General features: G+C 61.6%; 26 protein-coding genes. 12 read left to right on the top strand and 14 right to left on the bottom strand.

The window, feature by feature from the left end; all coding sequences use genetic code 11:
- Positions 1 to 121: 121 nt before the first annotated feature.
- On the bottom strand, positions 122 to 769 hold the full coding sequence (locus JV201_RS17615; protein WP_003211232.1) for a YceH family protein: 648 nt from the start codon (positions 767 to 769) through the stop codon (positions 122 to 124).
- Positions 770 to 895: 126 nt separating this feature from the next.
- On the opposite strand from JV201_RS17615, the gene JV201_RS17610 reads away from it, so the two are divergent.
- Positions 896 to 1,405, top strand: a complete 510-nt coding sequence (locus JV201_RS17610) for a DUF1993 family protein (protein ID WP_003211233.1) — start codon at positions 896 to 898, stop codon at positions 1,403 to 1,405.
- Positions 1,406 to 1,473: 68 nt separating this feature from the next.
- On the opposite strand, the gene sstT is transcribed toward JV201_RS17610, so the two are convergent.
- The gene (sstT, locus tag JV201_RS17605; RefSeq protein WP_003211235.1) at positions 1,474 to 2,694 is read right to left on the bottom strand and encodes a serine/threonine transporter SstT; all 1,221 of its coding nucleotides are present in this window, start codon (positions 2,692 to 2,694) and stop codon (positions 1,474 to 1,476) included.
- 214 nt (positions 2,695 to 2,908) lie between these two features.
- Between sstT and JV201_RS17600 the strand changes: the two genes are divergently transcribed.
- Entirely contained in the window at positions 2,909 to 4,063 is a 1,155-nt protein-coding gene (locus JV201_RS17600) for an MFS transporter (RefSeq protein ID WP_102604855.1), read from the top strand.
- A gap of 4 nt (positions 4,064 to 4,067) precedes the next feature.
- On the opposite strand, the gene nhaR is transcribed toward JV201_RS17600, so the two are convergent.
- On the bottom strand, positions 4,068 to 4,970 hold the full coding sequence (gene nhaR / locus JV201_RS17595; protein ID WP_003211241.1) for a transcriptional activator NhaR: 903 nt from the start codon (positions 4,968 to 4,970) through the stop codon (positions 4,068 to 4,070).
- 134 nt (positions 4,971 to 5,104) lie between these two features.
- Between nhaR and JV201_RS17590 the strand changes: the two genes are divergently transcribed.
- The 4 genes from JV201_RS17590 (at position 5,105) to mnmH (ending at position 8,365) form a co-directional block, all read left to right on the top strand.
- Positions 5,105 to 5,368, top strand: a complete 264-nt coding sequence (locus JV201_RS17590; RefSeq protein ID WP_023658942.1) for a hypothetical protein — start codon at positions 5,105 to 5,107, stop codon at positions 5,366 to 5,368.
- Positions 5,369 to 5,396: 28 nt separating this feature from the next.
- A complete protein-coding gene (locus JV201_RS17585) occupies positions 5,397 to 6,143 on the top strand; it encodes a TerC family protein (RefSeq protein WP_003211245.1) in 747 nt (248 codons plus the stop codon).
- An 84-nt stretch (positions 6,144 to 6,227) separates the two neighbouring features.
- Positions 6,228 to 7,262 (top strand): selenide, water dikinase SelD, encoded by a 1,035-nt coding sequence (selD, locus tag JV201_RS17580; RefSeq protein WP_003211248.1) that lies wholly within the window; start codon positions 6,228 to 6,230, stop codon positions 7,260 to 7,262.
- Positions 7,262 to 8,365, top strand: coding sequence for a tRNA 2-selenouridine(34) synthase MnmH (gene mnmH / locus JV201_RS17575; protein ID WP_219405806.1), 1,104 nt, complete (start codon positions 7,262 to 7,264; stop codon positions 8,363 to 8,365). Before selD ends, mnmH begins: the two co-directional genes overlap by 1 nt.
- Positions 8,366 to 8,493: 128 nt before the next feature.
- Here mnmH and JV201_RS17570 read toward each other — a convergent pair whose 3' ends face one another.
- Both JV201_RS17570 and JV201_RS17565 read right to left on the bottom strand, forming a co-directional pair.
- Positions 8,494 to 9,549 (bottom strand): permease, encoded by a 1,056-nt coding sequence (locus JV201_RS17570; RefSeq protein WP_003211251.1) that lies wholly within the window; start codon positions 9,547 to 9,549, stop codon positions 8,494 to 8,496.
- A gap of 193 nt (positions 9,550 to 9,742) precedes the next feature.
- Positions 9,743 to 10,444 (bottom strand): histidine phosphatase family protein, encoded by a 702-nt coding sequence (locus tag JV201_RS17565; RefSeq protein ID WP_219405804.1) that lies wholly within the window; start codon positions 10,442 to 10,444, stop codon positions 9,743 to 9,745.
- A 217-nt stretch (positions 10,445 to 10,661) separates the two neighbouring features.
- On the opposite strand from JV201_RS17565, the gene JV201_RS17560 reads away from it, so the two are divergent.
- From JV201_RS17560 to hemB, 3 genes are all read left to right on the top strand, one after another.
- Positions 10,662 to 11,360, top strand: coding sequence for a glutathione S-transferase N-terminal domain-containing protein (locus tag JV201_RS17560; protein ID WP_008435902.1), 699 nt, complete (start codon positions 10,662 to 10,664; stop codon positions 11,358 to 11,360).
- 8 nt (positions 11,361 to 11,368) lie between these two features.
- Positions 11,369 to 12,211 (top strand): PhzF family phenazine biosynthesis protein, encoded by an 843-nt coding sequence (locus JV201_RS17555; protein WP_003211637.1) that lies wholly within the window; start codon positions 11,369 to 11,371, stop codon positions 12,209 to 12,211.
- A gap of 123 nt (positions 12,212 to 12,334) precedes the next feature.
- The gene (gene hemB / locus JV201_RS17550; protein WP_003211635.1) at positions 12,335 to 13,309 is read left to right on the top strand and encodes a porphobilinogen synthase; all 975 of its coding nucleotides are present in this window, start codon (positions 12,335 to 12,337) and stop codon (positions 13,307 to 13,309) included.
- 125 nt (positions 13,310 to 13,434) lie between these two features.
- Here hemB and JV201_RS17545 read toward each other — a convergent pair whose 3' ends face one another.
- Entirely contained in the window at positions 13,435 to 14,049 is a 615-nt protein-coding gene (locus JV201_RS17545; protein ID WP_102369383.1) for a LysE family translocator, read from the bottom strand.
- A 146-nt stretch (positions 14,050 to 14,195) separates the two neighbouring features.
- Between JV201_RS17545 and JV201_RS17540 the strand changes: the two genes are divergently transcribed.
- Both JV201_RS17540 and JV201_RS17535 read left to right on the top strand, forming a co-directional pair.
- A complete protein-coding gene (locus JV201_RS17540) occupies positions 14,196 to 15,281 on the top strand; it encodes a DUF1615 domain-containing protein (protein WP_177009756.1) in 1,086 nt (361 codons plus the stop codon).
- 93 nt (positions 15,282 to 15,374) lie between these two features.
- Positions 15,375 to 15,794 carry a PaaI family thioesterase gene (locus JV201_RS17535; RefSeq protein WP_003211628.1) on the top strand — a complete coding sequence of 140 codons (420 nt, stop codon included), beginning with the start codon at positions 15,375 to 15,377 and terminating at the stop codon, positions 15,792 to 15,794.
- Between the two features lie 60 nt (positions 15,795 to 15,854).
- On the opposite strand, the gene JV201_RS17530 is transcribed toward JV201_RS17535, so the two are convergent.
- From JV201_RS17530 to JV201_RS17520, 3 genes are read right to left on the bottom strand one after another with little or no spacing between them, the layout of a single operon-like run.
- Positions 15,855 to 17,036, bottom strand: a complete 1,182-nt coding sequence (locus JV201_RS17530) for an acetyl-CoA C-acetyltransferase (RefSeq protein WP_219405803.1) — start codon at positions 17,034 to 17,036, stop codon at positions 15,855 to 15,857.
- An 11-nt stretch (positions 17,037 to 17,047) separates the two neighbouring features.
- Positions 17,048 to 17,707 carry a CoA transferase subunit B gene (locus JV201_RS17525; RefSeq protein ID WP_003211625.1) on the bottom strand — a complete coding sequence of 220 codons (660 nt, stop codon included), beginning with the start codon at positions 17,705 to 17,707 and terminating at the stop codon, positions 17,048 to 17,050.
- Between the two features lie 31 nt (positions 17,708 to 17,738).
- Entirely contained in the window at positions 17,739 to 18,437 is a 699-nt protein-coding gene (locus JV201_RS17520; RefSeq protein WP_008435892.1) for a CoA transferase subunit A, read from the bottom strand.
- A 133-nt stretch (positions 18,438 to 18,570) separates the two neighbouring features.
- On the opposite strand from JV201_RS17520, the gene JV201_RS17515 reads away from it, so the two are divergent.
- Positions 18,571 to 19,479, top strand: coding sequence for a LysR family transcriptional regulator (locus JV201_RS17515; protein ID WP_134326891.1), 909 nt, complete (start codon positions 18,571 to 18,573; stop codon positions 19,477 to 19,479).
- A 64-nt stretch (positions 19,480 to 19,543) separates the two neighbouring features.
- Here JV201_RS17515 and JV201_RS17510 read toward each other — a convergent pair whose 3' ends face one another.
- The 5 genes from JV201_RS17510 to JV201_RS17490 form a co-directional block, all read right to left on the bottom strand.
- Positions 19,544 to 19,873, bottom strand: a complete 330-nt coding sequence (locus tag JV201_RS17510) for a hypothetical protein (protein ID WP_003211618.1) — start codon at positions 19,871 to 19,873, stop codon at positions 19,544 to 19,546.
- Between the two features lie 626 nt (positions 19,874 to 20,499).
- Positions 20,500 to 21,348, bottom strand: coding sequence for an NAD-dependent protein deacetylase (locus JV201_RS17505; RefSeq protein ID WP_219405802.1), 849 nt, complete (start codon positions 21,346 to 21,348; stop codon positions 20,500 to 20,502).
- Positions 21,349 to 21,362: 14 nt separating this feature from the next.
- Entirely contained in the window at positions 21,363 to 21,803 is a 441-nt protein-coding gene (locus tag JV201_RS17500) for a CBS domain-containing protein (RefSeq protein ID WP_219405801.1), read from the bottom strand.
- A gap of 135 nt (positions 21,804 to 21,938) precedes the next feature.
- Positions 21,939 to 23,888, bottom strand: a complete 1,950-nt coding sequence (locus JV201_RS17495) for a DNA topoisomerase III (protein ID WP_219405800.1) — start codon at positions 23,886 to 23,888, stop codon at positions 21,939 to 21,941.
- A 235-nt stretch (positions 23,889 to 24,123) separates the two neighbouring features.
- Complete coding sequence (locus tag JV201_RS17490) at positions 24,124 to 25,746, bottom strand: MFS transporter (protein ID WP_219405799.1); 1,623 nt, start codon at positions 25,744 to 25,746, stop codon at positions 24,124 to 24,126.
- Positions 25,747 to 25,823: the final 77 nt, after the last annotated feature.

The raw sequence follows: 25,823 nt of genomic DNA, 5'->3' as shown, positions 1-25,823 counted from the left end.
AAATGGGAGCGCTACGCACTCCAGCGGGAGCAAGCTCCCTCGCCACAGCAAGCTCCCTCGCCACAAAAGCTCCMTYRCCACAGCAAGCTCCCTCACCACAGAAGCCCACTCACCACAAACATTATTCGAGCCGCGAAAGGCGCTCTTCCAGCGCCGCAATCCGCGCTTCAAGCTCTTCGATACGCTCCAGGGAAACCCCACTTCCCGCACCACGCTCCACCGGATTCCCACGTGCCGCCAGGATCGCTTCAATGTCCGCCGGGTCGCCCAGGGCGTGCATGTACCGATCTTCCCGCTGCCCCGACTGACGCGGCACCAACAACGCCAGCCCACGGGCAATCAGGCGTTCCAGTTGATGCACCACCTGCTCGGCGTCTTCAAAGTCATGCATGCGCCCGCTGCGGGTCAGCAGTTCGTTGACCGTCTGCGGCCCCCGCAGGAACAGCAGCCCGCTGAGAATCACCTGGGCCGGCACCAGCTCCAGCGCCTTGTCCACCCGATGCTCCCAGCGGTCGGCGCGGCTGCCCATCACCAGCCGGGTAAACCCGCGGCCTTCCAGGGCCCGCAGGCTCTGGCCAACCTGGCCCTGGCTGAGGTTCATCACCGGTTCGCGGCTGGTTTTCTGGTTACAGGCGATCACCAGCGCGTTGAGGGTCAACGGGTAGGTTTCGGGGCTGGTGGCCTGTTTTTCGATCAGGCAGCCAAGGATGCGGATCTCCGTGCTGTTCAGGCGCGGCTCTTCGGAAGTGGTGTCGTGCTCGGTGGTCATCGCGCTTTCCCTAATGCAGTGAGCTCACTAGCCTAATCCTGAAAAAATAAAAGACAAGCGGCGCCGGTGGCCGGCATGTCTATAATCGCGGCTGTTTCAAACCCTGCCACAACTGTCGAGACTGTCATGACTATTTCCCTGTACGCCGCTTCCCTCCCGGTCTTCAAGCAAATGCTCAACGCCCTGAGCGATGTGCTGAACAAGGCCGAGGCCCACGCCACCGCCAAGAACATCGACCCGAACGCCTTCCTGCAGGCACGCCTGTACCCGGACATGTTCCCGCTGGTGCGCCAGGTGCAGATCGCCGTCGACTTCGCCAAAGGCGTTTCTGCCCGCCTGGCTGAAATCGAAGTTCCGAAATACGACGATACAGAAGTCACCTTCGCCGACCTGCAAGCGCTGATCGCCAAGGTCCTGGCGTTTATCGACACCATCACCCCGGCCCAGGTCGACGGTAAAGAAGGCATCGAGATCATCACTCGCCCTGGCACCCCGAAAGAGAAGCGCTTCAGCGGCCAGTCGTACCTGCTGAGCTACGGCCTGCCGCAGTTCTTCTTCCACGTCACCACCGCTTACGCCTTGCTGCGTCACAACGGCGTGGAAGTGGGCAAGCGCGACTACATGGGCGCGTTCTAAGCCTTGTAATAAAAAGCCCGGGGCGGTTCATTCACGAACCGCCCCGGGCTTTTTTGTGCGCGCAAGGTCTACGCGGCTTGTTCTTCCTTGCCCAGGCACGCGGCAGCGGTGAACAACACATCGGTGGACGAGTTCAGTGCGGTCTCCGCCGAGTCCTGCAACACGCCGATGATGAAGCCCACGGCCACCACCTGCATGGCGATTTCGCTGGGAATGCCGAACAGGCTGCACGCCAGCGGGATCAACAGCAGCGAGCCCCCGGCAACCCCCGACGCGCCGCAGGCACACACCGCCGCGACCACGCTGAGCAGCACGGCGGTGGGGATGTCCACGGCAATGCCCAGGGTGTGCACGGCGGCCAGGGTCAGCACGGTGATGGTGATGGCAGCGCCGGCCATATTGATGGTGGCGCCCAGCGGGATCGACACCGAGTACGTGTCTTCATGCAGGCCCAGGCGCTTGCTCAACGCCAGGTTGACCGGAATGTTGGCCGCCGAACTGCGGGTGAAAAACGCGGTGATCCCGCTTTCCCGCAGGCACATCAGCACCAGCGGGTAAGGGTTGCGGCGCAGCTTCCAGAACACGATGGCCGGGTTGATCACCAGCGCGACGAACAGCATGCAGCCGATCAACACCAGCAGCAGGTGTGCGTAGCCCAGCAGGGCGCCGAAGCCGGACGTGGCGAGGGTCGAGGCCACCAGGCCGAAAATCCCCAGGGGCGCGAAGCGGATCACCATGCGCACGATCAGCGTGACGCCGTTGGACAGGTCGCCCAGTACGGTGCGGGTGGTGTCGCTGGCATGGCGAATGGCGATGCCCATGCCGATGGCCCACGCCAGGATACCGATGAAATTGGCGTTCATCAGCGCGCTGACCGGGTTGTCCACCACGCTCAGCAACAGGCTTTGCAACACATCACCGATACCGCCGGGAGGGCTGACGGCCACATCGTGGGTGGCCAGCACCAGCGAGGAGGGGAACAGCGTGCTGGCGATCACCGCGACCACGGCGGCAGCGAACGTGCCCAGCAGGTACAGGAACAGGATCGGGCGGATATGGGTTTCCTGGCCGTGCTTGTGGCTGGCAATCGAGGCCATCACCAGCACAAATACCAGGATGGGCGCGACGGCCTTGAGCGCCGAGACAAAGACCTTGCCAATAAACCCGGTGGCTTGTGCGACGTCGGGCAACAGCAGGGCCAACAGGATACCGGCGATCAGGCCGATGACAATTTGGGTGACCAGGCTGATAGACATCAGGCGTTGAAAGAGGGAAGGGGCAGCAGTCATAAAAAGGTTGTCTCTGGTTTTTTTAATAGATGCAGCTAGGCAGCATGAATCTGGCAGGGGCGAAGTCTAACATCTGTAGGAAACGTCTAATCCGGGTGCGGCGTTCCGTCACCACGCCGCTACACATTCTGTTAACATTGCCCATCCTCTTATTTCTTCTCTATCAGCGGGCCCTCCGGGCTGTCGTTGATGTCGCTGTTTTCTGGAGTTTTTGATGTTGTTTCCGATCCTGCTGTTGTCGGCAGCCGGTTTTACCGTGCTGACCACAGAGTTCATCATCGTCGGCCTGTTGCCTTCCATCGCCCGGGACCTCGATGTAAGCGTGTCCCAGGCCGGGTTGCTGGTGACGTTGTTCGCCTTCACCGTGGCGGCGTTTGGCCCGTTCCTCACCGCATATTTCGCCCGGTTCGAGCGCAAGCGGCTGTTTATCACGATCCTGATCATGTTCGGCCTGGCCAACACTCTGGCGGCGATGGCCTCGAATATCTGGGTTATGTCCCTGGCCCGGTTGATCCCGGCACTGGGGCTGCCGGTGTTCTGGGCCCTGGCCAGCGAAACAGCGGTGGACATTGTCGGGCCGGACTTCGCCGGCCGCGCGATTGAAAAAATCGGCTTCGGCATCGTGTGTGCCACGGTCTTCGGGATCCCGGTGGGCACGCTGATTTCCGATATGTTCGGCTGGCGCACCGCCTTTGGCATTCTTGCGGTGGTGGCGTTTGCCAAGGCCCTGCTGCTGTTTATCTACCTGCCGAAGACCCGGGCAAAGAACGACCAGGTCAGCCTGCGCTCGCAGTTCAAGATCTTGCGCAGCCCGCTGATGCAGGGCCATATCCTGCTGTCGATCCTGGTGTTCAGCGGGATGTTCACCGCCTACACCTACCTGGCAGACATTCTCGAACGCCTGGCGGGTTTTGACGGCACGGTAGTGGGCTGGTGCCTCATGGGCTTTGGCGCGGTCGGCCTGATCGGCAACTCTTTGGGCGGGCGCATGGTCGACCGTCATCCGCTGATTGCGTCGATGGTGTTCTGCGGTTTCATGATCGCCGGCATGGTGGCGCTGGTGCCCGCCATCCATTCCACGATCGGGTTGGCGGCGGCGATGGCGGTATGGGGCGTGACCCAGGCGGCATTGTTTCTGGTCAGCCATGTGCGACTGATGAAGGCCGCACCTCATGCGCCGGCGTTTGCCGCCTCGTTGAACATTGCCGGGGCCAACCTGGGTATTGGCCTGGGGGCGCTGGTGGGCGGGCACGTGATCGACACCCTGGGCCTGGGCAGCCTCGGGTTTGCCGCGGCGGGCTTTATCCTGTTGTCGATCCTGCTGGCGCTGTGGCTGATGACCGCCAAGACTCGCGCCGTCTGCGCCTGAGCCTTCAGGGCAGGGAAGTGAACAGCTCCCGTCTGGCACCTTCGGTAATCGCCACGATGCCGGGGTGCTTGACCTTGCGCTCCACCGAGATTGCATAAAACGATTCGGTCACCGCATCCGTCTGGCCGATCAGCGCCACGCCATACTGGCGTTCCACCTCGTCGGCAATCACGCTCGGCGCGATAAAAATCCCGCTGCCGGATTGGCCAAAGGCCTGCATCAACGCACTGTCGTCAAATTCCCCGACGATCCGCGGCTGGATCTGCTGCTCGGCAAACCAGCGCAGCAAACGGCTGCGCACCACCGTCTCCGCCCCCGGAATCAACAGCGGCGCACCCTGCAGGCATTGTGGGAAATCGCCGCGATGCTGGTCAGCCAATGCCTGGGTTGCGAAGAAACTGATGCCGCATTCCCCCAGCTTCTGGCTGTAGCCCTTGATGTCCAGATGCGGCGGCATCGGACTGTCGGAGATCACCAGGTCCAGGCGCTGGATCGCCAGGTCCGCCAGCAAGCGTTCGAGTTTGTCTTCACGGCAGGTGATGCGGATCGGCTCGCTCAACTCCATGGTTGGCGCAATCAGCCGATAGACGATGGACTTGGGCACCACATCCGCGACGCCAACCCGGAACAGGATCTGCTGCTCATTGGGCTGGGTACGCAACATCGCTTCAAGCTCATTGCCCAGCTGGAACATCTGCTCGGCATAGGGCAGCGCCTGGCGCCCGGCTTCGGTCAGCTCCAGCTGGCGCCCGACCTTCTGGAACAATGCCACGCCAAAGGTCTGTTCCAGCAGGCTGATCTGCCCGCTGATGGTCTGCGGCGTGAGGTTCAGTTGCTCGCAGGCGCGCACGATGCTGCCGGTCTTGGCGACGACCCAGAAGTAGTGCAGTTGTCGGTAATTGAGCATGGCAGCCAATACTTCGTGAAAACCGAAGTATAAACGAAAAAAATACGAATTTTCCTGAAGTGTTCCCCTGCATAGAATGCGTCGCTATCGAGGGGCCACTACTTGGACCCGACGGTTCTAACGAGGAACGCATCATGAAACTCAATTCCCTGGGCGCAACGGCGTTACTTGGGCTTTCATTAGTCATGCTCAGTGGCTGTGACCAAGCGGAAAAAAGCGCGCAACAACTGCTGGGCAAGGCCACCGAGTCGGCCAAGCAAGTGATTGACGACACCCACCAGGCCGCCGAGCAGGCGTTGAGTGACGCGACCAAGGGCTTGATCGCACCGCCGCAAGGCAAGCCGGACAAGCCGGAACAGGAAGACAGCAAGCCTGAGTCCACCTCCCAAGAAACCTGATACCCGCACACAACACCAGGAATGACCTATGGAATACCTTTTACAACTGGCCGCCAGCCCGACCGCGTGGATCGCACTGGCCACCCTGATCGTCATGGAGATCGTGCTGGGGATCGATAACCTGATCTTTATCTCGATTCTCACCAACAAGTTGCCGGTGAAGCACCGGGCCAAGGCCCGCCGCATCGGCATCAGCATGGCATTGATCCTGCGTCTGGGCCTGTTGAGCACCATCGCCTTTATCGTGCAGCTGACCGAGCCGGTCATCGACATCCTGGGGCAGTCGTTCTCCTGGAAAGACATGATCCTGATCGCCGGTGGCCTGTTCCTGGTGTGGAAGGCCACCACCGAGATCCATCACAGCATGGACCCCGAGAAGGAGCATGTGGACACCGGCGCGCCGAGCGTGACCCTGGGCTTCGCCTCGGCGATTGGCCAGATCCTGCTGCTGGACATGGTGTTTTCCATCGACAGCATCATCACCGCCGTGGGCATGACCGAGCACTTGCCGATCATGATCATTGCCGTGGTGGTCTCGGTGATCGTGATGTTGGTGGCGGCCGAGCCGCTGGCCAAGTTCATCAACGACAACCCGACCATCGTGATGTTGGCCCTGGGCTTCCTCATCATGATCGGTATGACGCTGATCGCCGAAGGTTTCGGCGCCCATGTGCCAAAAGGCTATGTGTATGCGGCCATGGCGTTCTCGGCGGCCATCGAGTGCCTGAACATGATGCGACGCAACCGGCATAAACGGCTTGCTGCCAAACACTAAGGGCTGAACATAAAGGCCGACTGCATGCAGTCGGCCTTTTGCTGTCTGCTAGAATCCGCCCACTTGACGCCTTGAGGGATACCCATGAACGAGCCGATTCGCCTGACCCAATACAGCCACGGTGCTGGTTGCGGTTGCAAGATCTCACCTCAGGTACTGGAAGTGATCCTCGCCGGCAGTGGCGCACAGAACCTCGACCCCAAGCTCTGGGTAGGCAACGCTTCGCGCGATGACGCGGCGGTGTACGCCATCGACGAGGAGCGCGGCGTGGTGTCCACCACCGACTTTTTCATGCCGATCGTCGATGACCCCTTCGACTTCGGCCGCATTGCCGCCACCAATGCCATCAGCGATATCTATGCGATGGGCGGCGATCCGTTGATGGCCATCGCGATTCTCGGCTGGCCGGTCAACGTGCTGGCTCCGGAGATTGCCCGGGAAGTGATTCGCGGCGGCCGTTCCGTGTGTGACGCTGCCGGGATTCCCCTGGCCGGCGGCCACTCCATCGACGCCCCGGAGCCGATCTTCGGCCTGGCCGTCACCGGGCTGGTGGAAAAGCGCCACATGAAGCGCAACGACACCGCCACCGCCGGTTGCCAACTGTACCTGACCAAACCCCTGGGCATCGGCATCCTCACCACGGCCGAGAAGAAGGGCAAGCTGCGCGAGGCCGACGTGGGCCTGGCCCGTGACTGGATGTGCACCCTCAACAAACCCGGCAGCCGTTTTGGCAAGCTGGCCGGTGTCACGGCCATGACCGACGTCACCGGTTTCGGCCTGTTAGGCCACCTGGTGGAAATGGCTGACGGCAGCCAATTAACTGCCCGCATCGAATACGAAAAAGTCCCACGCCTGCCCGGGGTTGAGTACTACCTGGAACAGGGCTGCGTCCCCGGCGGCACCTTGCGCAATTTCGACAGCTACGCCAGCAAGCTGGGGCGCCTGAACGAACTGCACAAACGCGTGCTGTGCGACCCGCAAACCAGCGGCGGGCTGCTGGTGGCGGTCACCCCCGAAGGCAATGCCGAATTCCTCGCCGTGGCGGCGGAGCTGGGCCTGAACCTTGAGCCGATCGGCGAACTGGTTGAGCGACAGACCAACGCGGTTGAGGTGTTCTGATGCCCATCGACATCACCGATTACCGCGATATCTTTCTCAACGACCGGCCGATGATGGATACCCGCGCGCCGATCGAGTTCATCAAGGGCGCGTTTCCCGGGGTGGTCAACCTGCCGTTGATGACCGACGACGAGCGCGAACGGGTGGGCACCTGTTACAAGCAGCAAGGCCAGCAGGCGGCCATTGTTCTCGGGCACGAACTGGTGTCCGGGGCGATCAAGGCCGAACGTATCGAACACTGGGCGCGTTTTGCCCAGGCCAATCCGGATGGTCTGCTGTACTGCTTTCGCGGCGGGATGCGTTCGCAGATTGCCCAGCAATGGTTGAAAACCGAGGCGGGTATCGACTATCCGCGAGTGGGCGGTGGCTACAAGGCCATGCGGACTTTCCTGCTCGACACGGTTGAAAGCGCCACCGCGCAATGCGACTTCGTACTGTTGGGCGGCATGACCGGTACCGGCAAGACCGAAGTGCTCGGCCAGTTGAACAACGCCCTGGACCTGGAAGGCCACGCCAACCATCGCGGTTCCAGCTTCGGCAAACGCGCTACGGCGCAACCTTCCAACATCGACTTCGAAAACCGCCTGGCGGTGGACCTGCTGAAAAAGCGCGCCGCCGGTATCGAGCAGTTTGTGGTCGAGGATGAGAGCCGCATGATCGGCAGCTGCGCGCTGCCGTTGCCCTTGCACAAAGGCATGCAGGGCTTCCCGATGGTCTGGCTGGAAGACAGCGTTGAAGGCCGGGTGGAGCGCATCCTGAAGGATTATGTAGTGGACCTCTGCGCCGAGTTTGTCGCGGTGTTTGGCGACACTGGCCAGGAACTGTTTGCCGAGCGCCTGACCCAGAGCCTGGGCAATATCCACAAGCGCCTGGGCGGCGAGCGGTTTGCGCGGTTGCACGCGATCATGCAGGAAGCATTGGCAGAACAAGCCAGCAGCGGCGCGGTGGATTTGCACCGCGGCTGGATTGAAGGGCTGCTGCGTGAGTACTACGACCCGATGTATGCGTTCCAGCGGGAAAGCAAAGGCGCGCGTATCGAGTTTGCGGGAGAGCAAGCGGCGGTGGTGGAGTATTTCCGGGGCAGGCTCGCTCGGCGTACGTGATTGATTGAGTTTGCCGGCCCCTTCGCGAGCAAGCCCGCTCCCACATTCGACCGCATTCCTACAGGATAAATGCGGTCGAATGTGGGAGCGGGCTTGCCCGCGAAGAGGCCCTCGAATTCACTCGATCACTACAGGATAAACGCCCCGATCAGCCCACACACCACCCCCATCAGCATCGTCAGCCCGGCCACGGTCACCAGCACCCGCGCATCGAAATCCTTGCGCAGCATCAGCAGCGACGGCAGGCTCACGCTCGGCAGCGTCATCAGCAAGGCCACGGCCGGGCCGGTGCCCATGCCGAGGGTCATCATGGTCTGCACGATGGGGATTTCGGCGGCGGTCGGGATCACGAACAACGTGCCGACAATCGCCAGCGGCACCAGCCACACCAGGCTGTTGGCCATGGCGCCGTCCACGTGGGGAAACAGCCAGACCCGCGCCGCGCCGAGGATCAGCACCGCCAGGATGTACACCGGAATCGTGCTCCAGAACAGCTGCCACAGGGTGCGCAGCCAGCGGGTCAGGAACGGTTCGGTTTCGGCATGGCTGGCCTGGGCCACGGCGTCGAGCGCGGCTTCCGGTACCTGCTCCGGCCGCGCGATGCGTTGCGCCACCAGCGAAACACCCACCACCAGCACGATCCCGGCCACCAACCGCAGCGCGGTAAAGCCCCAGCCCAGCACAAATCCCATGAACACCAGTGTCGCCGGGTTCAGCACCGGGTTGGCAATCCAGAACGCCAGCGCCGCGCCGACCGAGACTTTCTGCCGACGCATACCGGCCGCCACCGGAGCGGCGCAGCAACTGCACATCATCCCCGGCAGGGCGAACAGCCCGCCACGCAGGGTAGATCCCAGCCCGGCACGGCCAAACAGGCGCAGCAGCCAGTCCCGTGGGATCAGCACCTGCAGCAATGAGCCGAGAATGACCGCCAGCACCGCAGCCTTCCAGATCGCCAGGAAATACACCTGGGCATAGGCCAGCGCGGCGGCCAGTGGCGCGCTTTGCTGGTCGTTGAGAATCGAGGCGCCGATGCTGTGGTTGTCTGCCGCGATAAACGCCTTGGCGTAGTAGGGCGACCATTTCACGTAGTAGAGGCCGACGCAGGCCACCAGCAGGAACAGCGCTGGTTTCCACCAGAAGGACCAGCCCCGGGCAGGCTGGGTGGAGGAGAGGTTGGACATGTAGATGATCCGCAGGTGAGTCAATAGCGCAACATCATACGCTGTACAAGGCCGCCTCCGAAGCACTGTGGCGAGGGAGCTTGCCGTGGCGAGGGAGCTTGCTCCCGCTGGAGTGCGAAGCGCTCCCAGAATTTTGGGGCCGCTTCGCAGCCCAGCGGGAGCAAGCTCCCTCGCCACGGGTCTTCAGGGGCGGTCAGATATCGGCGCTGACTTGCGTTGCGTCCGGGCAAGTCTGCTGGCCATTATCCAGGCCTTGCTTGTAGTTGCGGCTGAGCAGCGAGGCCTTGCCGTTGTGCCAGGTCAGGGTCAACACATACAAGCTATCGAAATCGCTGCCGGACCAATCGTCGGTAATCACATGTTTTTCACCGACGGCCTCGCTTGCCACCTTGTTGATCAAGTCCGGCAGATACCCATGGGACCAGGCAGTGTAGATGACGGCGTTGTGGTATTTGTCTTCCACCAGTTCGTCAGCGAGGGCGCTGGTGTCATTGGCCGAGAACTTGATGTTGACCGGCAACCCGAGCTTGATCGCGCTGGGGCTGATGGTCATCAACGGGCGGATGTAGCTGTAGGAGTTGTCTTTCTCGCCTTCCTCGACATTGCGGGTCGGGTTGGGTGCGAACACGTAGTTGGCCTTGCCGAATTTTTCCGGCAGCACGGTGGCCAGGTTCATCGCACGGTTAAGCCCCTGGCAGTTGAGTTGGCCGAGGCCCCCGGCAGGTTTCTCGCCATGGCGCAGGAACACCAGGGTTTGCACGCCGTCGACCGGCTGGGCGCGGCTGACCCGCGATTCCAGGCTAAGGCCGACCGCGGCGCTCACCAGCAATACCGGCAGCAGGATGTAGGCGTAGCGTTTGAAGCGTTTCGCAAGACACAGAGGCTTGTAGGTCATGATGGTTCTAAGTCTCGGTGCAGGGATTCAGGGCAAGCAAGCCCAGCCATCGGGCGCTCTTTAAGAGTCCCCCAAGGCAGTTTGGTTCGTTTCGCGGGGGAGATGGGGCGGCATCCTTGCCGTGTGCAGGAGATTAACCCGCCGATGTTGCTGAATTAAGACGGATGCACGATAGGCACTGAACCACTACTCTCCTACTTTTATCAGGAGTCCCATGATGAACTCACTTTCAGACTTCCCCATCACCGCCAAATGGCCGGCCCGGCATCCCGAGCGTCTGCAGCTGTATTCGTTGCCCACGCCCAACGGGGTCAAGGTGTCGATCATGCTCGAGGAAATCGGCCTGCCCTACGAGGCGCACAAGGTCAGTTTCGAGACCCAGGACCAGCTTTCCAGCGAGTTCCTGTCGCTGAACCCCAACAACAAGATCCCGGCGATCATCGACCCCAATGGCCCGAGCGGCCAGGCGCTGGGGCTGTTCGAGTCGGGCGCGATCCTGATCTACCTCGCCGAGAAGAGCGGTGAATTGCTTCCCGAAGACCCGGCGATGCGTTACGAGACGATCCAGTGGCTGATGTTCCAGATGGCCGGTATCGGGCCGATGTTCGGCCAGGTGGGGTTCTTCAACAAATTCGCCGGCGCGGCCTATGAAGACAAGCGCCCGCGCGACCGCTACGTCGCCGAGTCGCGCCGCTTGCTGGAGGTGCTGGAAAAGCGCCTGTTGGGCCGCACCTGGATCATGGGTGACGAGTACAGCATCGCCGATATCGCCACCTTCCCGTGGGTTCGCAACCTGATCGGCTTCTATGAGTCTGGCGACCTGGTGGGTATTACCGACTTCCCGAACGTACTGCGGGCCCTGGACGGGTTCGTCGCCCGGCCGGCGGTGATCCGTGGCTTGAACATCCCAGCATAAGGACCGGCATGGCTTCTTTCGACTTCAAACAACTGGACGTTTTCAGCAGCGTGGCCGTCAAGGGCAACCCGTTGGCCGTGGTGCTGGGCGCCGACAGCCTGAGCGACCAGCAGATGGCGGATTTCGCCAACTGGACCAACCTCAGCGAAACCACCTTCCTGCTCAAGCCCCGTGATCCACGAGCGGACTACCGCGTAAGGATCTTCACGACTCTCAATGAATTGCCGTTTGCCGGCCATCCGACCCTGGGCAGTTGCCATGCCTGGTTGCTGGCCGGTGGCCAACCCGCTGGGGAGGAGATCATCCAGGAGTGTGAGATCGGCCTGGTGCGCATCCGCCGCCAGGGCGATGAACTGGCGTTTATCGCGCCACCGTTGCTGCGTTCCGGCCCGCTGGAAGCTGAATTGGTCGAGCGCGTGCGTCGGGCCCTGGACCTTGAGCCCGGTGCGATTTTGCGCAGCCAGTGGGTGGATAACGGCGCGGGCTGGCTGGCGGTGATGCTGGCGGATCGCGAGCAGGTACTGGCACTGCGGCCTGACTATTCGCAGTTGCAGGGCTTGGCCGTGGGCGTGATCGCCCCGTGGAACCCCGAGCGGGATGGCGATGAGGCGCAGTTTGAGGTGCGGGCCTTTATTGCCGGCGACGGCGCTCCGGAAGATCCGGCCACCGGCAGCCTGAACGCCGGTGTCGCCCAGTGGTTGCTGGGCGAGGGTTTGGCGCCCAGTTGCTATGTGGTCAGCCAGGGCACCGCCATGGGCCGCGCCGGGCGAATCCGCGTTGAACACAGCGGCGAGGAAATCTGGGTCGGCGGCGCGGTTGCCGTTTGCATTGAAGGCCGTCTACAGCTCTAGATCAATGCAATTGTTACCAAGCCTGCAATAAACTGTTCCGCACTTGGCGTTTGTGCTCTGCGGTGCACGAGGCATAAGCTTTCGCCCCAAAGATTTTTGGCCTGCCTTTTTTCAGGAGCATCAATGTCCAGCCAGTTCCCCGAAGCCCGTCCACGCCGCCTGCGCCGCTCCCCGGAGTTGCGTGGCCTGTTCCAGGAAAGCGAATTCACCCTCAATGACCTGGTGCTGCCGATCTTCGTTGAAGAAGAAATCGACGACTTCGTGCCAATCACCAGCATGCCCGGGGTGCAGCGCATTCCCGAGTCGAAGCTGGCCGGCGAGATCGAACGCTATGCCAAAGCCGGGATCAAGTCGGTGATGACCTTCGGCGTGTCCCACCACCTGGACGCCTCGGGCAGTGACACCTGGCAAGAGCGTGGCCTGGTGTCGCGCATGTCCTCGATCATCAAGGATGCGGTGCCGGAAATGATCGTGATGTCCGATACCTGTTTCTGCGAATACACCGACCACGGCCATTGCGGCGTGATGCACGGCGCCGAAGTCGACAACGACCGCACCCTGGTCAACCTTGGCAAGCAAGCTGTGGCTGCCGCTCGTGCCGGTGCCGATGTGATCGCCCCGTCCGCCGCGATGGACGGGCAGGTCCAGGCCATTCGCCGGGCCCTGGATGAAGCAGGCTTCAGCCATATCCCGATCATGGCCTATTCCACCAAGTTCGCCTCGGCCCTCTACGGCCCGTTCCGCGAAGCCGGCGGCAGCGCGCTGAAGGGCGATCGCAAGAGCTACCAGATGAATCCGATGAACCGCCGCGAAGCGGTGCGCGAATCGTTGCTGGATGAGCAAGAAGGTGCGGACGCGCTGATGGTCAAGCCGGCCGGCGCGTACCTGGACATCATCCGCGACATCCGCGAAGCCTCGCGTTTGCCGGTGGCGGCGTATCAGGTCAGCGGCGAGTACGCGATGATCAAGTTCGGCGCCCAGGCGGGCGCGATCGACGAAGCCCGCGTAGTGCGGGAAACCCTGGGCTCGATCAAGCGCGCCGGTGCGGACTTGATCTTCACCTACTTCGCGATGGACCTGGCACTTGCCGGGATCTAAGTAACCTGTGGCGAGGGAGCTTGCTCCCGCTGGGGCGCGCAGCGGCCCTGAAAATGGGCCTGCTGCGCAGTCCAGCGGGAGCAAGCTCCCTCGCCACAAGAAGGCTGTTCGCGGCTGCTTGCAACTTAGCGCTGGGCAAACGCCAGGTTCAGCCCCAACCCCGCAAACGCCGCTGCAAAACTGCGGCGCAGCCAGTTCTGTACACGTGGCGATTCGATCACCGCGCGGCGGAACACATTGGCCAGCAGGCCATAAATCACAAACACCGCAAACGTCATCGCCATGAATACACTGCTCAGCAACAGCATTTGCAGGGCCGGTGCGCCCGCGCCCGGGGTGACGAATTGCGGCAGGAACGCCAGGAAGAAAATCGTCAGCTTGGGGTTCAGAATATTCAGCAACAGGCCTCGCACCATCAGGCTGTGGGCGCTGGAAATCGTCGGTGCGTCGTTCATGGCAAAGGCCGAGCGGTCCCGCCAGGTGGCATAGGCGAGGTACAGCAAGTAGGCGGCGCCGGCATACTTGAGGGCTTCGAACGCCAGGGCGCTGGTATGCAGCAGGGCGGACAGCCCAAGCACGGAGGCCAACAAGTGCGGGACGATCCCGGCGGTGCAGCCCAGCGCGGCGAACACACTGGCGCGCTTGCCGGCGGTCAGTCCGGTGGACACGGTGAAGATCACGCCGGTGCCGGGAATGAGCACGACGATCAGGCAGGTGATCAGGAAGTTCAGGCTAAGCATGGCATTCAAACTCCTTGTAGGAACGACGGGTGCCTAATCCTTTCACGTCCTGGTTTTTTTGGCGAGAGCAGCAGGTCGGCGAACCCCGGTTAGACTTACCGGTCGATATCTGCCAAGACTGGCCCATTGTCGCCCAAGGAAGCCCCATGCGTTCATCTCGCCTCATCCTGTGCCTTACCACCTTATTGGTACTGGCCGGCTGCTCCAGCCAGCGCACCCAGCAACTGCCGGAGCGCAGCGAAGCCGAGGTGAAAGCGCAGATCGTGCGGCTGATGCCGGCCAGCGTGCCGGATCGTGGCGGCTGGGCCCAGGACATCTACACCGCCTTCAACACGCAGAAAATCTACCCCGGTACGGAGAACATATGCGCGGTATTGGCCGTGACCGAGCAGGAGTCCACCTATCAGGTCGACCCGCCGGTCCCGAACATGGGCAAGATCGCCCAGGACGAGATCCTGCGGCGCGCTGCTAAAGTCCATGTGCCGGCGGTATTGGTGCGCACGGCACTGCAACTGCGCTCGCCCACCGGCAAGTCCTACGCCGAGCGCTTGAACGCTGCGCGCACCGAGCGGGATTTGAGTGGAATCTTTGATGACTTCATCAGTGTTGTGCCCCTGGGCAATACGCTGTTTGGCGGCTTCAACCCGGTGCATACCGCCGGCCCGATGCAGGTCAGCATCGACTTCGCACAGAAGCAGGCCCGGGATTATCCCTACACCGTGGATGGCAGCATCCGCCGGGAAGTGTTTACTCGCCGAGGCGGCATGTACTTTGGTATCACCCATTTGCTGGGTTACCCGGTGCACTACGACCAGATGCTGTACCGCTTCGCCGATTTCAATGCCGGTTGGTACGCCAGCCGCAACGCCGCATTCCAGGCAGCGGTCAGCCGAGTCTCGGGCGCCAATCTGGCGTTGGATGGCGACCTGATCAACTACGGCTCGTTCCTGCCGGGCACCACGGAGCTGGCAGTGCGCTCTCTGGGCAAGGCGCTGGACATGCGCAACCCGAGCATCCGCAGCCAGCTGGAGCAGGGCGAGCGCTTGGATTTTGAAGACACTACCCTGTACCAGCGGGTGTTCGCCCTGGCCGACAAGGCCGCCGGCAAACCGGTGCCGCGGGCGATCCTGCCGGGCATCGTGCTGAAAAGCCCGAAGATCACCCGCAACCTCACCACGGCCTGGTTTGCCAAGCGCGTGGATGAGCGTTATCAGCGCTGCATGAAGCGTTAGGCTTATCACCGGGGATTTACCGGGCTGATGTTGATGGTCCGGATGGCTGCGGTGGGATACACCTCCAGCCTTGTCCCCAAGGAAGAACCTGACATGACTGCCCATGCCATCCCCGAAGGCTTTACCCCGCTGCGTCGAAGCAGCCCACTCCTGGACCTGCTTGGCCCGGTGTATAGCCGAGGTGAAGGCTTGCAGCTGGAAATCGGCCTGCGCGCCGACAACCGCCACGCCAACGGACGCGGCACCGTGCACGGTGGCGTGCTGGCCACCCTGGCGGATGTGGGCATGGGCTACGCCATGGCGTTTTCCAGCGAGCCGCCGCTGCCGTTGATCACGGCGAGCATGACCCTGGACTATCTCGGCGCGGTGCAGGTAGGGGAGTGGGTCGAGGTGCGTCTGGAGCATCACAAGCGCGGGCGGCAGATGGCGTTTGCCACGGTCAGCGTGCAGGTCGGGGAGAAGGTGGTGGTGCGGGCAAATGCGGTGTTTGCGGTGCCCCAGGCGCGGGACTGACCGATAAAGAAAAGGCCCGGTTTTCGTGGAACCGGGCCTTTTCCATGTTGCTCTTTGAAATCAGCTGCGTTCAAGGGCCAGGGCTACACCTTGCCCGCCACCGATGCACAGGGTGGCCAGGCCCTTCTTGGCGTCACGCTTGATCATTTCATGCAGCAGGGTCACCAGCACACGGCAGCCTGACGCGCCAATCGGGTGGCCGATGGCAATCGCGCCGCCGTTGACGTTGACCTTGGCCGCGTCCCATTCCAGCTCTTTGCCCACCGCCAGTGACTGCGCGGCAAAGGCTTCGTTGGCTTCGATCAGGTCCAGGTCGCCCAGGCTCCAGCCGGCCTTGTCCAGGCAGCGGCGGGTGGCCGATACCGGGCCAATGCCCATGATCGCGGGATCGACGCCGGCGTTGGCGTAGCTGGCGATGCGTGCCAGTACCGGCAGGCCCAGGGCCTTGGCTTTGTCCGCGCTCATCAGCAGCACGGCAGCCGCGCCGTCGTTGAGGCTGGATGCATTGCCGGCGGTGACCGTGCCGTCTTTCTTGAAGGCCGGCTTGAGCTTGGCCAGCGATTCGGCGGTGGTGCCCGCCCGAGGCTGTTCGTCCACGGCGAAGGCCACCGGGTCGCCCTTGCGCTGGGGAATCAGGATCGGTGTGATCTCATCGCTGAAACGCCCGGCTTCAATGGCCGCCGTGGCTTTTTGCTGGGAGGCGGCGGCGAAGGCGTCCTGGGCTTCACGGCTGATGCCGTACTTGTCCACCAGGTTCTCGGCGGTGATGCCCATGTGGTAGTCGTTGAACGCATCCCACAGACCGTCGGTGATCATGCTGTCGATCATCTTCGCATGGCCCATGCGCAGGCCGGTGCGGGCGGCCGGCAATACGTACGGGGCCAGGCTCATGTTCTCCATGCCGCCGGCGATGATTACCTCGGCATCGCCGCAACGGATCGCTTGTGCGCCCAGGTGCAGGGCCTTGAGCCCCGAGCCGCAGACCTTGTTCAGGGTCAGCGCCGGCACGGCGTGGGGCAGGCCGGCGAGGACCGAGGCCTGGCGGGCCGGGTTCTGGCCGCTACCGGCGGTGAGCACCTGGCCAAGGATCACTTCATCCACGAGTGCCGGGTCGATGCCGGTCTGCTCCAGCAGGCGACGGATCACCGCAGCCCCCAGCTCCGGGGCCGGGATGCTTGCCAGCGAACCTTGGAAGCTGCCCACGGCGGTGCGGGTGGCAGCAACAATCACGACGTCTTGCATGGAATCTGTCCTCACTGGAAGTGCATTTCTGGAACGTGGTCCGGGACGATCAGTTTACCGGCTGTCTTGCTGACGATCTCTTCAACACTGACGCCAGGTGCGCGTTCCTTGAGGACAAAAGCGCCATTTTCGATTTCCAGGTAGGCCAGGTCCGTCAGCACGCGCTTGATGCAGTTGGCGCCGGTCAGCGGCAGGCTGCATTGGCTCAGCAACTTGGACTCACCGTCCTTGGACGCGTGGGTCATGATCACGATGATGTTCTCGGCACCGGCCACCAGGTCCATCGCGCCGCCCATGCCCTTGACCAGCTTGCCGGGGATCATCCACGAGGCGATGTTGCCCTGTACATCGACCTCAAACGCGCCGAGCACGGTCAGGTCGACATGGCCGCCGCGAATCATCGCGAAGGACTCGGCCGAGGAGAAGATCGACGCGCCAATGCGCGCGGTGACGGTCTGTTTGCCGGCGTTGATCATGTCGGCATCGATGGTTTCTTCAGTAGGAAACGGACCCATGCCCAGCAGGCCGTTTTCCGACTGCAGCATGACCTCCATGCCTTCTGGGATGTAGTTGGCCACCAGGGTCGGAATGCCGATGCCGAGGTTGACGTAGAAACCGTCCTGCATTTCGCGGGCGACGCGTTGAGCCATTTGTTCGCGGGTAAGAGCCATTTTTTGTCTCCTTATTATTTGGGCTGGTGGATTATTTGCGGAGGGTGCGCTGTTCGATGCGCTTCTCGAAGGTGCCGCAAATGATCCGGTCGACGTAGATCCCTGGGGTGTGGATATGCGCCGGGTCCAGCTCGCCCGGTTCGACGATTTCTTCGACTTCGACCACGGTGATCCTGCCGGCGGTGGCGGCCAGCGGGTTGAAGTTCTGGGCGGTATGGCGATAGATCACATTGCCGAAGTGGTCGGCTTTCCAGCCTTTGACGATGGCGAAGTCGCCGGTGATGGATTCTTCCATCAGGTACGGGCGACCGTTGAACTCGCGGGTTTCCTTGCCTTCAGCGACTGGCGTGCCGACGCCGGTGGCGGTGAAGAAGGCCGGGATGCCGGCACCGCCTGCGCGCAGTTTTTCGGCGAGGGTGCCTTGGGGCGTCAGGACCACTTCGATTTCGCCGCTGAGCAGTTGCTTCTCGAACAGCGCGTTTTCACCGACGTAGGACGCGAAGACCTTGCTGATCTGCTTGCCTTCCAGCAGCAGGCCCAGGCCGAAGCCGTCGACGCCGCAGTTGTTGGAGACCACGGTCAGGTTGCGGGTGCCCTTGCGCTTGATTTCGGCAATGAGGTTTTCCGGGATGCCGCACAGGCCAAAACCACCGGCAAGAACCGTCATGCCATCTTCCAGGCCTGCCAGCGCCTCTTCATAGGACGCTACGCGTTTATCAAAACCTGCCATATGCACCTCTTTTATTGTTTGTGGGCCAGCCATATGAACCGAGTGTTGCGCCGACGGATTGATTTGTTAAGTTGTTTTTTAAGGTTGATTGATTTAAAAAACAGCATAGTCCTCAGCCATCGAGAGAAGCTTCATGACAGTTAAACAGATGCGCGCCTTTCTTGCCGTGGCCCAGACCTTGAGCTTTGCGGCCGCCTGTGAGCGTTTGCATCTTTCCCAGTCGGCCTTGAGCCTGACCATCAAAGGCCTGGAAGAAGGCCTGGGCGGGCGCCTGTTCAGCCGCAATACGCGCAATGTCGCGCTGACCCCTGAAGGCGAATCCCTGCTGCCCCTGGCCCGGCGCTTGATCGCCGACTGGGACAATGCCGAGGATGAGTTGCGCCAGCGTTTCACCTTGCAGCGCGGGCGGGTAACAGTGGCGGCGATGCCGTCGTTTGCCGGAAACCTGCTGCCACCGATCCTGAAGATTTTTCGCGCGCGCTATCCTCAGGTCAACGTAACGGTGAATGACGTGATCAACGAGCAGGTGCTGGAAATGGTCCGCGATCGCCAAGTGGAGTTGGGCGTGGCGTTTGAACCGTCGGAAAGCTCATCGCTGGTGTTCACCCCGCTGTATGTGGACCGCTTTGTGGCGGTGGTGCCCGGTGACTCGCCATTGGCACGCCGCTCCGATATCGCCTGGCACACCCTGCTGGAACAACCCTTCATCACCTTGCAGCGCCCGTCCACGGTACGAGTGATGCTTGAAGAACACCTGAAGGCGCTGGACCTGAAGCTGCCCGTAGCCCTGGAGAGCCATCAACTGGCGACGGTGGGCAAGATGGTTGCCAGTGGCTTGGGCGTGAGTGCAGTGCCGGCGTTGTGTGCACGCCAAATGCAGGAAGCAGGCGCCCATTGCATCACCTTGAGCGATCCGGTGATCGAACGGCCGATTGGTGTACTGACCAAGCCCGGCCACGAACTTTCAGCGGCGGCCCAGGCCATGTTTGATATTTTTTGCGATGAAGCGGGGAAGGGGCGTTTTCCGGCGTTGTTGCGATAACCGTCGGCCATAAAAAAGCCTGCTCGTTTTAAGCGAGCAGGCTTAAGTGATAAGTGCGTAGTTATCAGCAGTATCTGTCGATCACCTTAACTTGCGAATGGCCTTTAAGGTTCTGCCACTCGGTATTAAGTGTATGGAAGACCTGCTCGATAAAGTTGCGATCGGCGGCGGCTTTCTTGCCGACATAACCCTGGCCGCGGCGGTACATCTTCAGGCGCGCTGCCAGTTCACGGTTATTCCTGTCGAACTCTTCTTCCACGGTGTGGGGCGCCAGGCAGTCAATATGGACCTGGCCCGATTTACCAATCCAGAGGATATGGTCGTCGAGCGTGTCTTTCTGCGCTGCGAACATCTCAGCCAATTCATCGATAGTTGGTTGGTTGTTCAGATTCATGTGTAAGCCCCTTGACCAGTTGGCGATCTCTAGTTGATCCGTTAAAACTACTAAGTTGTCTCCGGCTCAGAAAACCGGGCGTCAGCGACTGTCTGCCGAATACGGGCAGGGTCTTGAACCGATGCATGTAGTCTTGCTGATGACCTGCTACGCAATGGTTTCATAACGAAGACAAGCAGCGTTTGAGCTCCTTGTACCGATCCTTTCGGGCCGGTCAGCTTCATCAATCTGCCTTGTGGGCAGTGCACATCCGGAAAAAACAGCTCGGCGGTCAGACGAGCTTGTTCAAAACGCGTGTTACCAACGCTCCCGATCCGGGAGACGCTTGAATCATGCAATTACAAAACGGTTACGTCAACGATTATGTAGTGATTATTTTTTAGCACTACATAAATCCTTGCAGGGCGGGGGTGTGAGCGGAAAACATGACTTGGGCGTCACTTTTCGTGCGGGCAGGTCGCGGGATCCGGGGGCTTTTTGTGGCGAGGGAGCTTGCTCCCGCTGGGGTGCGAAGCGCCCCCACCAGGCTGACTGCGGTTCTTCAGGAATCATTCGGTTGTCGGTTTTGGGGCTGCTGCGCAGCCCAGCGGGAGCAAGCTCCCTCGCCACAGAAAAGCAGGATTGGGCTATCCCAGGCGTTCTGCCAGCAACGGCAACAAACGTTCGCAGGAGGCTTCGATCTTGAGTTGCAGCAATTCGTCGCCCCGGGTCTTGCCCAGATTGATGGCGATCACGGGCTTGCCTTGCTCGACCATCGCCTTGCACAATCGAAACGCCGAATACGCCATCAGCGACGAACCCACCACCAGCAATCCTTCTGCGTCATCCACCGCCGCCATCGCCTTGGCTGCCGTGCCCTGGGCGACGTTCTCACCGAAAAACACCACATCCGGCTTCAACCGTTGCCCACCGCAATGGGGGCAGAGGGGCACCTGGAAGCGTCCTTCAAAGGCCGGGTCCAGCAAGGTGTCACCGTCGGGGGCTTGGACGGCATCCACACCCGCCAGGTACGGGTTCTCGGCTTCCATCTGGCGCTGGATCAGATCCCGCTCGCTGGTCTGCTGGCAATCCAGACATAGCACCCGGTGAAGGCTGCCGTGGAGTTCGATCACATCATGGCTGCCAGCCTGATCGTGCAGGGTGTCGACGTTCTGGGTGATCAGCCCGGCAATGCGCTGACGTTGCTGCAGAGTGGCCAGGGCGATATGCGCCGCGTTCGGCTGCGCGACACGCACCCTCGGCCAGCCGAGCATAGCCCGCGCCCAGTAGCGGCGGCGCGCCTGCGGGGTTGCCAGGAACTCCTGGTACATCATCGGCGCCTTGCCCCGGCGCACGCCTTCGCTGTCGCGATAATCGGGAATCCCCGAAGAGGTGCTGATACCCGCACCGGTCAGCACCAGGAAGCGCCGTTCGGCCATGGCCCGGTGCAGGCTGTCGAGTTGGTTATCGACTTGATGTTGCAGGGTATCGAGCATGGGGTCCCCAATGATTATTCGCCGCGAATGTACTGCTCCAGCTGTTTGATCAGGTCGGCCTGTTCGGCAATCGCTTCCTTGACCAGGTCGCCGATGGACAGCAAGCCAAGCAGTTCGCCATTCTCCACCACAGGCAGGTGCCGCAGATGTCGGTCGGTCATGATCGTCATGCAAGTCTCGACAGTCTGGTGAGTGTCGACGGTGATCACCGGTGAATTCATGATCTCGTGGGCTTTGGTCGTCACCGAAGACAATCCATGGAGGATGACCTTACGGGCATAGTCTCGTTCACTGATGATGCCCACCACCTTGCCGTCCTGGAGCACTGGCAAGGCCCCGACGTTTTTCGAAGCCATCACGATCAAGGCCTCAAATACCGTATGGTCGTGGGGGATGGTGTGGACTTGCTGGTTATGCTGGTCTTTGGACTTCAGCACTTGGGCAACGGTTTTCATGGAGGCCACTCCGGTGTTGTTATTGTTGGGAGGTTAGCAGGCCCTACAGAATCCTGGATGGCCTGCAGCAGGGCAAGGTCCAAAGCGGCATACATCCCGTCGAAAAACGTCATTGTCGCGATTTCTTAGTGCTTCTCAGCCCTTGTTTGCCGGTTTTGCCGCCCGCTTCGGGCTGGTGGCCGTCTTGCGCTTGGCCGGTTTGCGTTTGTTTTTCCATGGTGTGGCGCCACGTCCGGCCGGGCTGGCCGGGCCGCTGATGGTCAGGCGCATGCCAGTGCAGCGGGTCACCTGTTTGCTCATCCATGCCGCCTGTTTGGCGACGAACTCTTCCAGGCTCATCTCGCCGCTTTGTACCATGTCCAGTGCCTGCTCCCAGATAGCGGTGGTACCGGGGTCGGCAATTGCCCGTGGCACTGCATCAATCAGGCTGAAAGCGGCGGGTGTTGCCGACAGCGCCTTGCCGTTTTTCACCAGGTAGCCGCGGTCCAGCAGGCCCTGGATGATCCCGGCGCGGGTGGCTTCGGTGCCGATCCCGGTGGTGTCCTTGAGCTTTTGCTTGAGCAGCGGGTCTTCCACCAGCTTGGCGACGTTTTTCATCGCCTTGATCAGGTCGCCTTCGGTGAAGGGTTTGGGTGGCTGGGTCCACAGGTCCTTGAGGTTGACCTTGGCCACGGCGTAGTCCTGCCCCTGAACCAGTGTTGGCAAGGACTGCGGCGCAGGTGCTTCACGGCCTTTGGCCGGCGCCAATGCTTCCGGCAATGCGCGTTTCCAGCCCGGCTCGACGATGACTTTACCGACAGCCCGCAAGGCTTCACCGGCACAATCGAAATCTGCCTGGGTACGGTCGTACTCGTGGTTGGGCAGGAACTGCGCGAGATAGCGGGCGCGAATCAAGGTGTAGACGGCGCGATGCTTGCCCGTCAATTGCCCGACATCCTTGCCGGCGCCGGTGGGAATGATACCGTGGTGAGCGCTGACCTTGGCGTCGTTCCAGGCCCGGGAGCGCCGCTTCGGGTCGATGTGTGGCATCAATTCATTCACCGCCGGATCGGCCCGCCCCAGCGCCGCGAGGATTTTCGGCGCGTCGCCGTGCTGGCTCAGGGGCAGGTAGCCGCAATCGCTGCGGGGGTAAGTGATGACCTTGTGGGTTTCGTAGAGCGACTGGGCAACATCCAGGGTTTCCTGGGCGCCGAGGCCAAGCTTTTTCGAGCAGATTTCCTGCAGGGTGCCGAGGTCGAAGGGCAGGGGCGCGACGTCGCGCATGCGCTCGGTACGCAGTTTGACCAGCCGGGCGCTGGCGGCGTTGCTCATGGCATTGGCGGCGTCCCGGGCAAGCTGCGGATTGAGGCAGCGGCCCTGATCGTCACAGGCGTCTTCTGTTGCGCGCCACTGCGCCGTAAAGGTGATGTCGTCGTGGAGCAGATCCACATCGATGGCCCAATAAGCGACGGGTACAAAGTTGGCAATGCTGCGGTCCCGGTCTACCACCAGGCGCAGGGTCGGGGTTTGCACACGGCCGACCGGCAACACGCCCTGGTAGCCGGACTGTTGGCCCAGCAGGGTAAACAGGCGGCTCATGTTCATCCCGATCAGCCAGTCGGCACGGGAGCGGCCAAGGGCCGAATGGTAGAGGCTGAAGGTTTCAGCACCGGGCTTCAACGAGGCCAGGGCCTTGCGGATCGACGCATCGTCGAGCGCCGAGAGCCATAGCCGCTGGATGGGGCCGCGATAACTGCAGTGCTCCACCAGTTCCCGGGCGATCATCTCGCCTTCGCGGTCGGCATCGGTGGCGATCACCAATTCCTGGGCTTCCCCCAGCAGACGCTTGACCGCCTTGAACTGGCTGGCGGTCTTGGGCTTGACCAGCATCTTCCACTTCTCGGGGATGATCGGCAGGTCGGCCAGCACCCAGCGCTTGTACTTGGCGTCGTAGCTGTCGGGCGGGGCGGTTTCCAGCAGATGGCCGATGCACCAGGTCACCGTCACGCCTGAACCCAGCCAGCAACCGTCGCCACGCCGGGTCGCGCCGAGCACGGCGGCGATATCCTTGGCCTGGGACGGTTTTTCACAGAGGAACAGCCGCATGGTCACCACATTCGCTACGCAATTGAATGGGGAGCAGGATGGGCAATAAATCAGAATTGGGCAACTTTTATCTGGATGGATATACAGCAATTTGTGTGTCTGGTGCTAAACCCAATGTGGGAGCGGGCTTGCTCGCGAACGCGGTGGGCCAGCCAACAAGTCTGGCGACTGACACACCCCTTTCGCGAGCAAGCCCGCTCCCACACTGAAACTCCAGCGTCGGCCGGATCGACGTTTAGTTATTGTCGATATCGACGTTCTTGGTTTCTTTCAGGCAAATCAGCCCCACGATCAGGCTCACCCCGGTAATGACCACCGGGTACCACAGCCCATAGAAAATATCCCCGGTGTACACCACCAGCGCAAACGACACCGTCGGCAGGAAGCCACCAAACCAGCCATTCCCGATGTGGTATGGCAGCGACAGCGAGGTGTAGCGGATGCGTGTCGGGAACAGCTCCACCATCAGCGCTGCCAGCGGGCCGTAGCACATGGCGGCGATCAGGATCAGCGCGACAATCAGCACCACCACCATGGTTTTGTTGACCTGGGCCACATCAGCCGATTGCGGATAACCCGCCAGGGTCACCGCGCCTTTCAGGGCGGCTTCGTCGTAACCGTCGATACGCACATCACCCACGCTCACCTGCACTGCGCTGCCCGCCGGGGCGGCCGCGCTTTCATACGGCAGGCCCTGTTTCACCAGGAAGGTCTTGACCTTGTCGCACGGGCTGTCAAAACGCGCCTTGCCCACCGGGTCGAACTGGAAGGTGCAGGTGGCCGGGTCTGCCAATACGGTGATCGGCGACTGGCGGCTGGCGTGGTCCATCGCCGGGTTGGTGTAGTGCGCCAGGCCCTTGAAGATCGGGAAGTACAGCGCGGTGGCCAGCAGCAGGCCGACCATCAACACCGGCTTGCGCCCCAGCTTGTCCGAAAGCCAGCCGAAGAAGATGAAGAACGGCGCACCAATCACCACGCTGATGATCAGCAGCATGTTGGCCAGTGCCGGATCCATCTTCAAAAACTGTGTGAGGAAGAACAGCACATAAAACTGCGCGGCATAGAACGTCACTGCCTGGCCGGCGTTGATGCTGAACAGCGCAATCAGCACGATCTTGAGGTTTTCCCATTTGCCGAACGACTCGCGGATCGGCGCCTTGCTGGCCTTGCCTTCCTCTTTCATTTTCAGGAACGCCGGCGACTCGTGCAGGCTCATGCGGATCCAGGTGGAGATGCCCAACAGCACGATCGACAGCAGGAACGGCAGGCGCCAGCCCCACACTTCGAATTGGTCGCCGGTGAAGTAACGGCACGCCAGCACCACCAGCAGCGACAGCAACAGGCCGAGGGTCGCGGTGGATTGAATCCAGCTGGTGTGGAAGCCGCGTTTGCCCGCCGGGGCGTGCTCGGCCACATAGGTGGCTGCGCCGCCGTACTCGCCGCCCAGCGCCAGGCCCTGGAGCATGCGCAGCGCGACGAGGATGATCGGTGCGGCAATGCCGATGCTCGAATAGGTCGGCAGCAGGCCGACGCAGAAAGTCGCCAGGCCCATCAGGATGATGGTGGCGAGGAAGGTGTACTTGCGCCCGATCATGTCACCCAGCCGACCGAACACCAGCGCGCCGAACGGGCGCACCACAAAGCCGGCGGCGAAGGCCATCAGGGCAAAGATAAACGCCGTGGTGTCGTTGACCCCGGCAAAGAACTGCTTGCTGATTACCGCCGCGAGTGCGCCATAGAGGAAGAAGTCATACCACTCGAACACCGTCCCGAGGGAGGAGGCGAAGATGACTTTCTGTGTGTCGTTGCTGTCTCGCGCCTTGGTGGCGGAGCCCAGGGGTTGAGCGTGTTCTGACATTTGGGTAGCCCTCACAGTGATTATTTATTGTTGTTCCACTGTCGGCGCCAGTTTCAGCGCCGCTATTCCCCTGTAGG

Source organism: Pseudomonas sp. Colony2 (assembly GCF_019382755.1).
Lineage (GTDB): Bacteria > Pseudomonadota > Gammaproteobacteria > Pseudomonadales > Pseudomonadaceae > Aquipseudomonas.
Note: the sequence above shows the minus strand (reverse complement) of the source record. Positions and strands in the feature narration are given on the sequence as shown.

What these genes read in the sequence shown, in the direction of transcription:
- JV201_RS17565 (WP_219405804.1), bottom strand. Translation starts at nt 10,444, where the DNA reads ATGACCTACAAGCCTCTGTGTCTTGCGAAACGCTTCAAACGCTACGCC.
- JV201_RS17490 (WP_219405799.1), bottom strand. Translation starts at nt 25,746, where the DNA reads ATGTCAGAACACGCTCAACCCCTGGGCTCCGCCACCAAGGCGCGAGAC.
- JV201_RS17555 (WP_003211637.1), top strand. Translation starts at nt 11,369, where the DNA reads ATGGCTTCTTTCGACTTCAAACAACTGGACGTTTTCAGCAGCGTGGCC.
- JV201_RS17545 (WP_102369383.1), bottom strand. Translation starts at nt 14,049, where the DNA reads ATGCTTAGCCTGAACTTCCTGATCACCTGCCTGATCGTCGTGCTCATT.
- JV201_RS17495 (WP_219405800.1), bottom strand. Translation starts at nt 23,888, where the DNA reads ATGCGGCTGTTCCTCTGTGAAAAACCGTCCCAGGCCAAGGATATCGCC.
- JV201_RS17500 (WP_219405801.1), bottom strand. Translation starts at nt 21,803, where the DNA reads ATGAAAACCGTTGCCCAAGTGCTGAAGTCCAAAGACCAGCATAACCAG.
- mnmH (WP_219405806.1), top strand. Translation starts at nt 7,262, where the DNA reads ATGCCCATCGACATCACCGATTACCGCGATATCTTTCTCAACGACCGG.
- JV201_RS17560 (WP_008435902.1), top strand. Translation starts at nt 10,662, where the DNA reads ATGAACTCACTTTCAGACTTCCCCATCACCGCCAAATGGCCGGCCCGG.
- JV201_RS17530 (WP_219405803.1), bottom strand. Translation starts at nt 17,036, where the DNA reads ATGCAAGACGTCGTGATTGTTGCTGCCACCCGCACCGCCGTGGGCAGC.
- JV201_RS17505 (WP_219405802.1), bottom strand. Translation starts at nt 21,348, where the DNA reads ATGCTCGATACCCTGCAACATCAAGTCGATAACCAACTCGACAGCCTG.
- sstT (WP_003211235.1), bottom strand. Translation starts at nt 2,694, where the DNA reads ATGACTGCTGCCCCTTCCCTCTTTCAACGCCTGATGTCTATCAGCCTG.
- selD (WP_003211248.1), top strand. Translation starts at nt 6,228, where the DNA reads ATGAACGAGCCGATTCGCCTGACCCAATACAGCCACGGTGCTGGTTGC.
- JV201_RS17510 (WP_003211618.1), bottom strand. Translation starts at nt 19,873, where the DNA reads ATGAATCTGAACAACCAACCAACTATCGATGAATTGGCTGAGATGTTC.
- JV201_RS17600 (WP_102604855.1), top strand. Translation starts at nt 2,909, where the DNA reads ATGTTGTTTCCGATCCTGCTGTTGTCGGCAGCCGGTTTTACCGTGCTG.
- JV201_RS17585 (WP_003211245.1), top strand. Translation starts at nt 5,397, where the DNA reads ATGGAATACCTTTTACAACTGGCCGCCAGCCCGACCGCGTGGATCGCA.
- JV201_RS17615 (WP_003211232.1), bottom strand. Translation starts at nt 769, where the DNA reads ATGACCACCGAGCACGACACCACTTCCGAAGAGCCGCGCCTGAACAGC.
- hemB (WP_003211635.1), top strand. Translation starts at nt 12,335, where the DNA reads ATGTCCAGCCAGTTCCCCGAAGCCCGTCCACGCCGCCTGCGCCGCTCC.
- JV201_RS17590 (WP_023658942.1), top strand. Translation starts at nt 5,105, where the DNA reads ATGAAACTCAATTCCCTGGGCGCAACGGCGTTACTTGGGCTTTCATTA.
- nhaR (WP_003211241.1), bottom strand. Translation starts at nt 4,970, where the DNA reads ATGCTCAATTACCGACAACTGCACTACTTCTGGGTCGTCGCCAAGACC.
- JV201_RS17535 (WP_003211628.1), top strand. Translation starts at nt 15,375, where the DNA reads ATGACTGCCCATGCCATCCCCGAAGGCTTTACCCCGCTGCGTCGAAGC.
- JV201_RS17570 (WP_003211251.1), bottom strand. Translation starts at nt 9,549, where the DNA reads ATGTCCAACCTCTCCTCCACCCAGCCTGCCCGGGGCTGGTCCTTCTGG.
- JV201_RS17610 (WP_003211233.1), top strand. Translation starts at nt 896, where the DNA reads ATGACTATTTCCCTGTACGCCGCTTCCCTCCCGGTCTTCAAGCAAATG.
- JV201_RS17540 (WP_177009756.1), top strand. Translation starts at nt 14,196, where the DNA reads ATGCGTTCATCTCGCCTCATCCTGTGCCTTACCACCTTATTGGTACTG.
- JV201_RS17525 (WP_003211625.1), bottom strand. Translation starts at nt 17,707, where the DNA reads ATGGCTCTTACCCGCGAACAAATGGCTCAACGCGTCGCCCGCGAAATG.
- JV201_RS17515 (WP_134326891.1), top strand. Translation starts at nt 18,571, where the DNA reads ATGACAGTTAAACAGATGCGCGCCTTTCTTGCCGTGGCCCAGACCTTG.
- JV201_RS17520 (WP_008435892.1), bottom strand. Translation starts at nt 18,437, where the DNA reads ATGGCAGGTTTTGATAAACGCGTAGCGTCCTATGAAGAGGCGCTGGCA.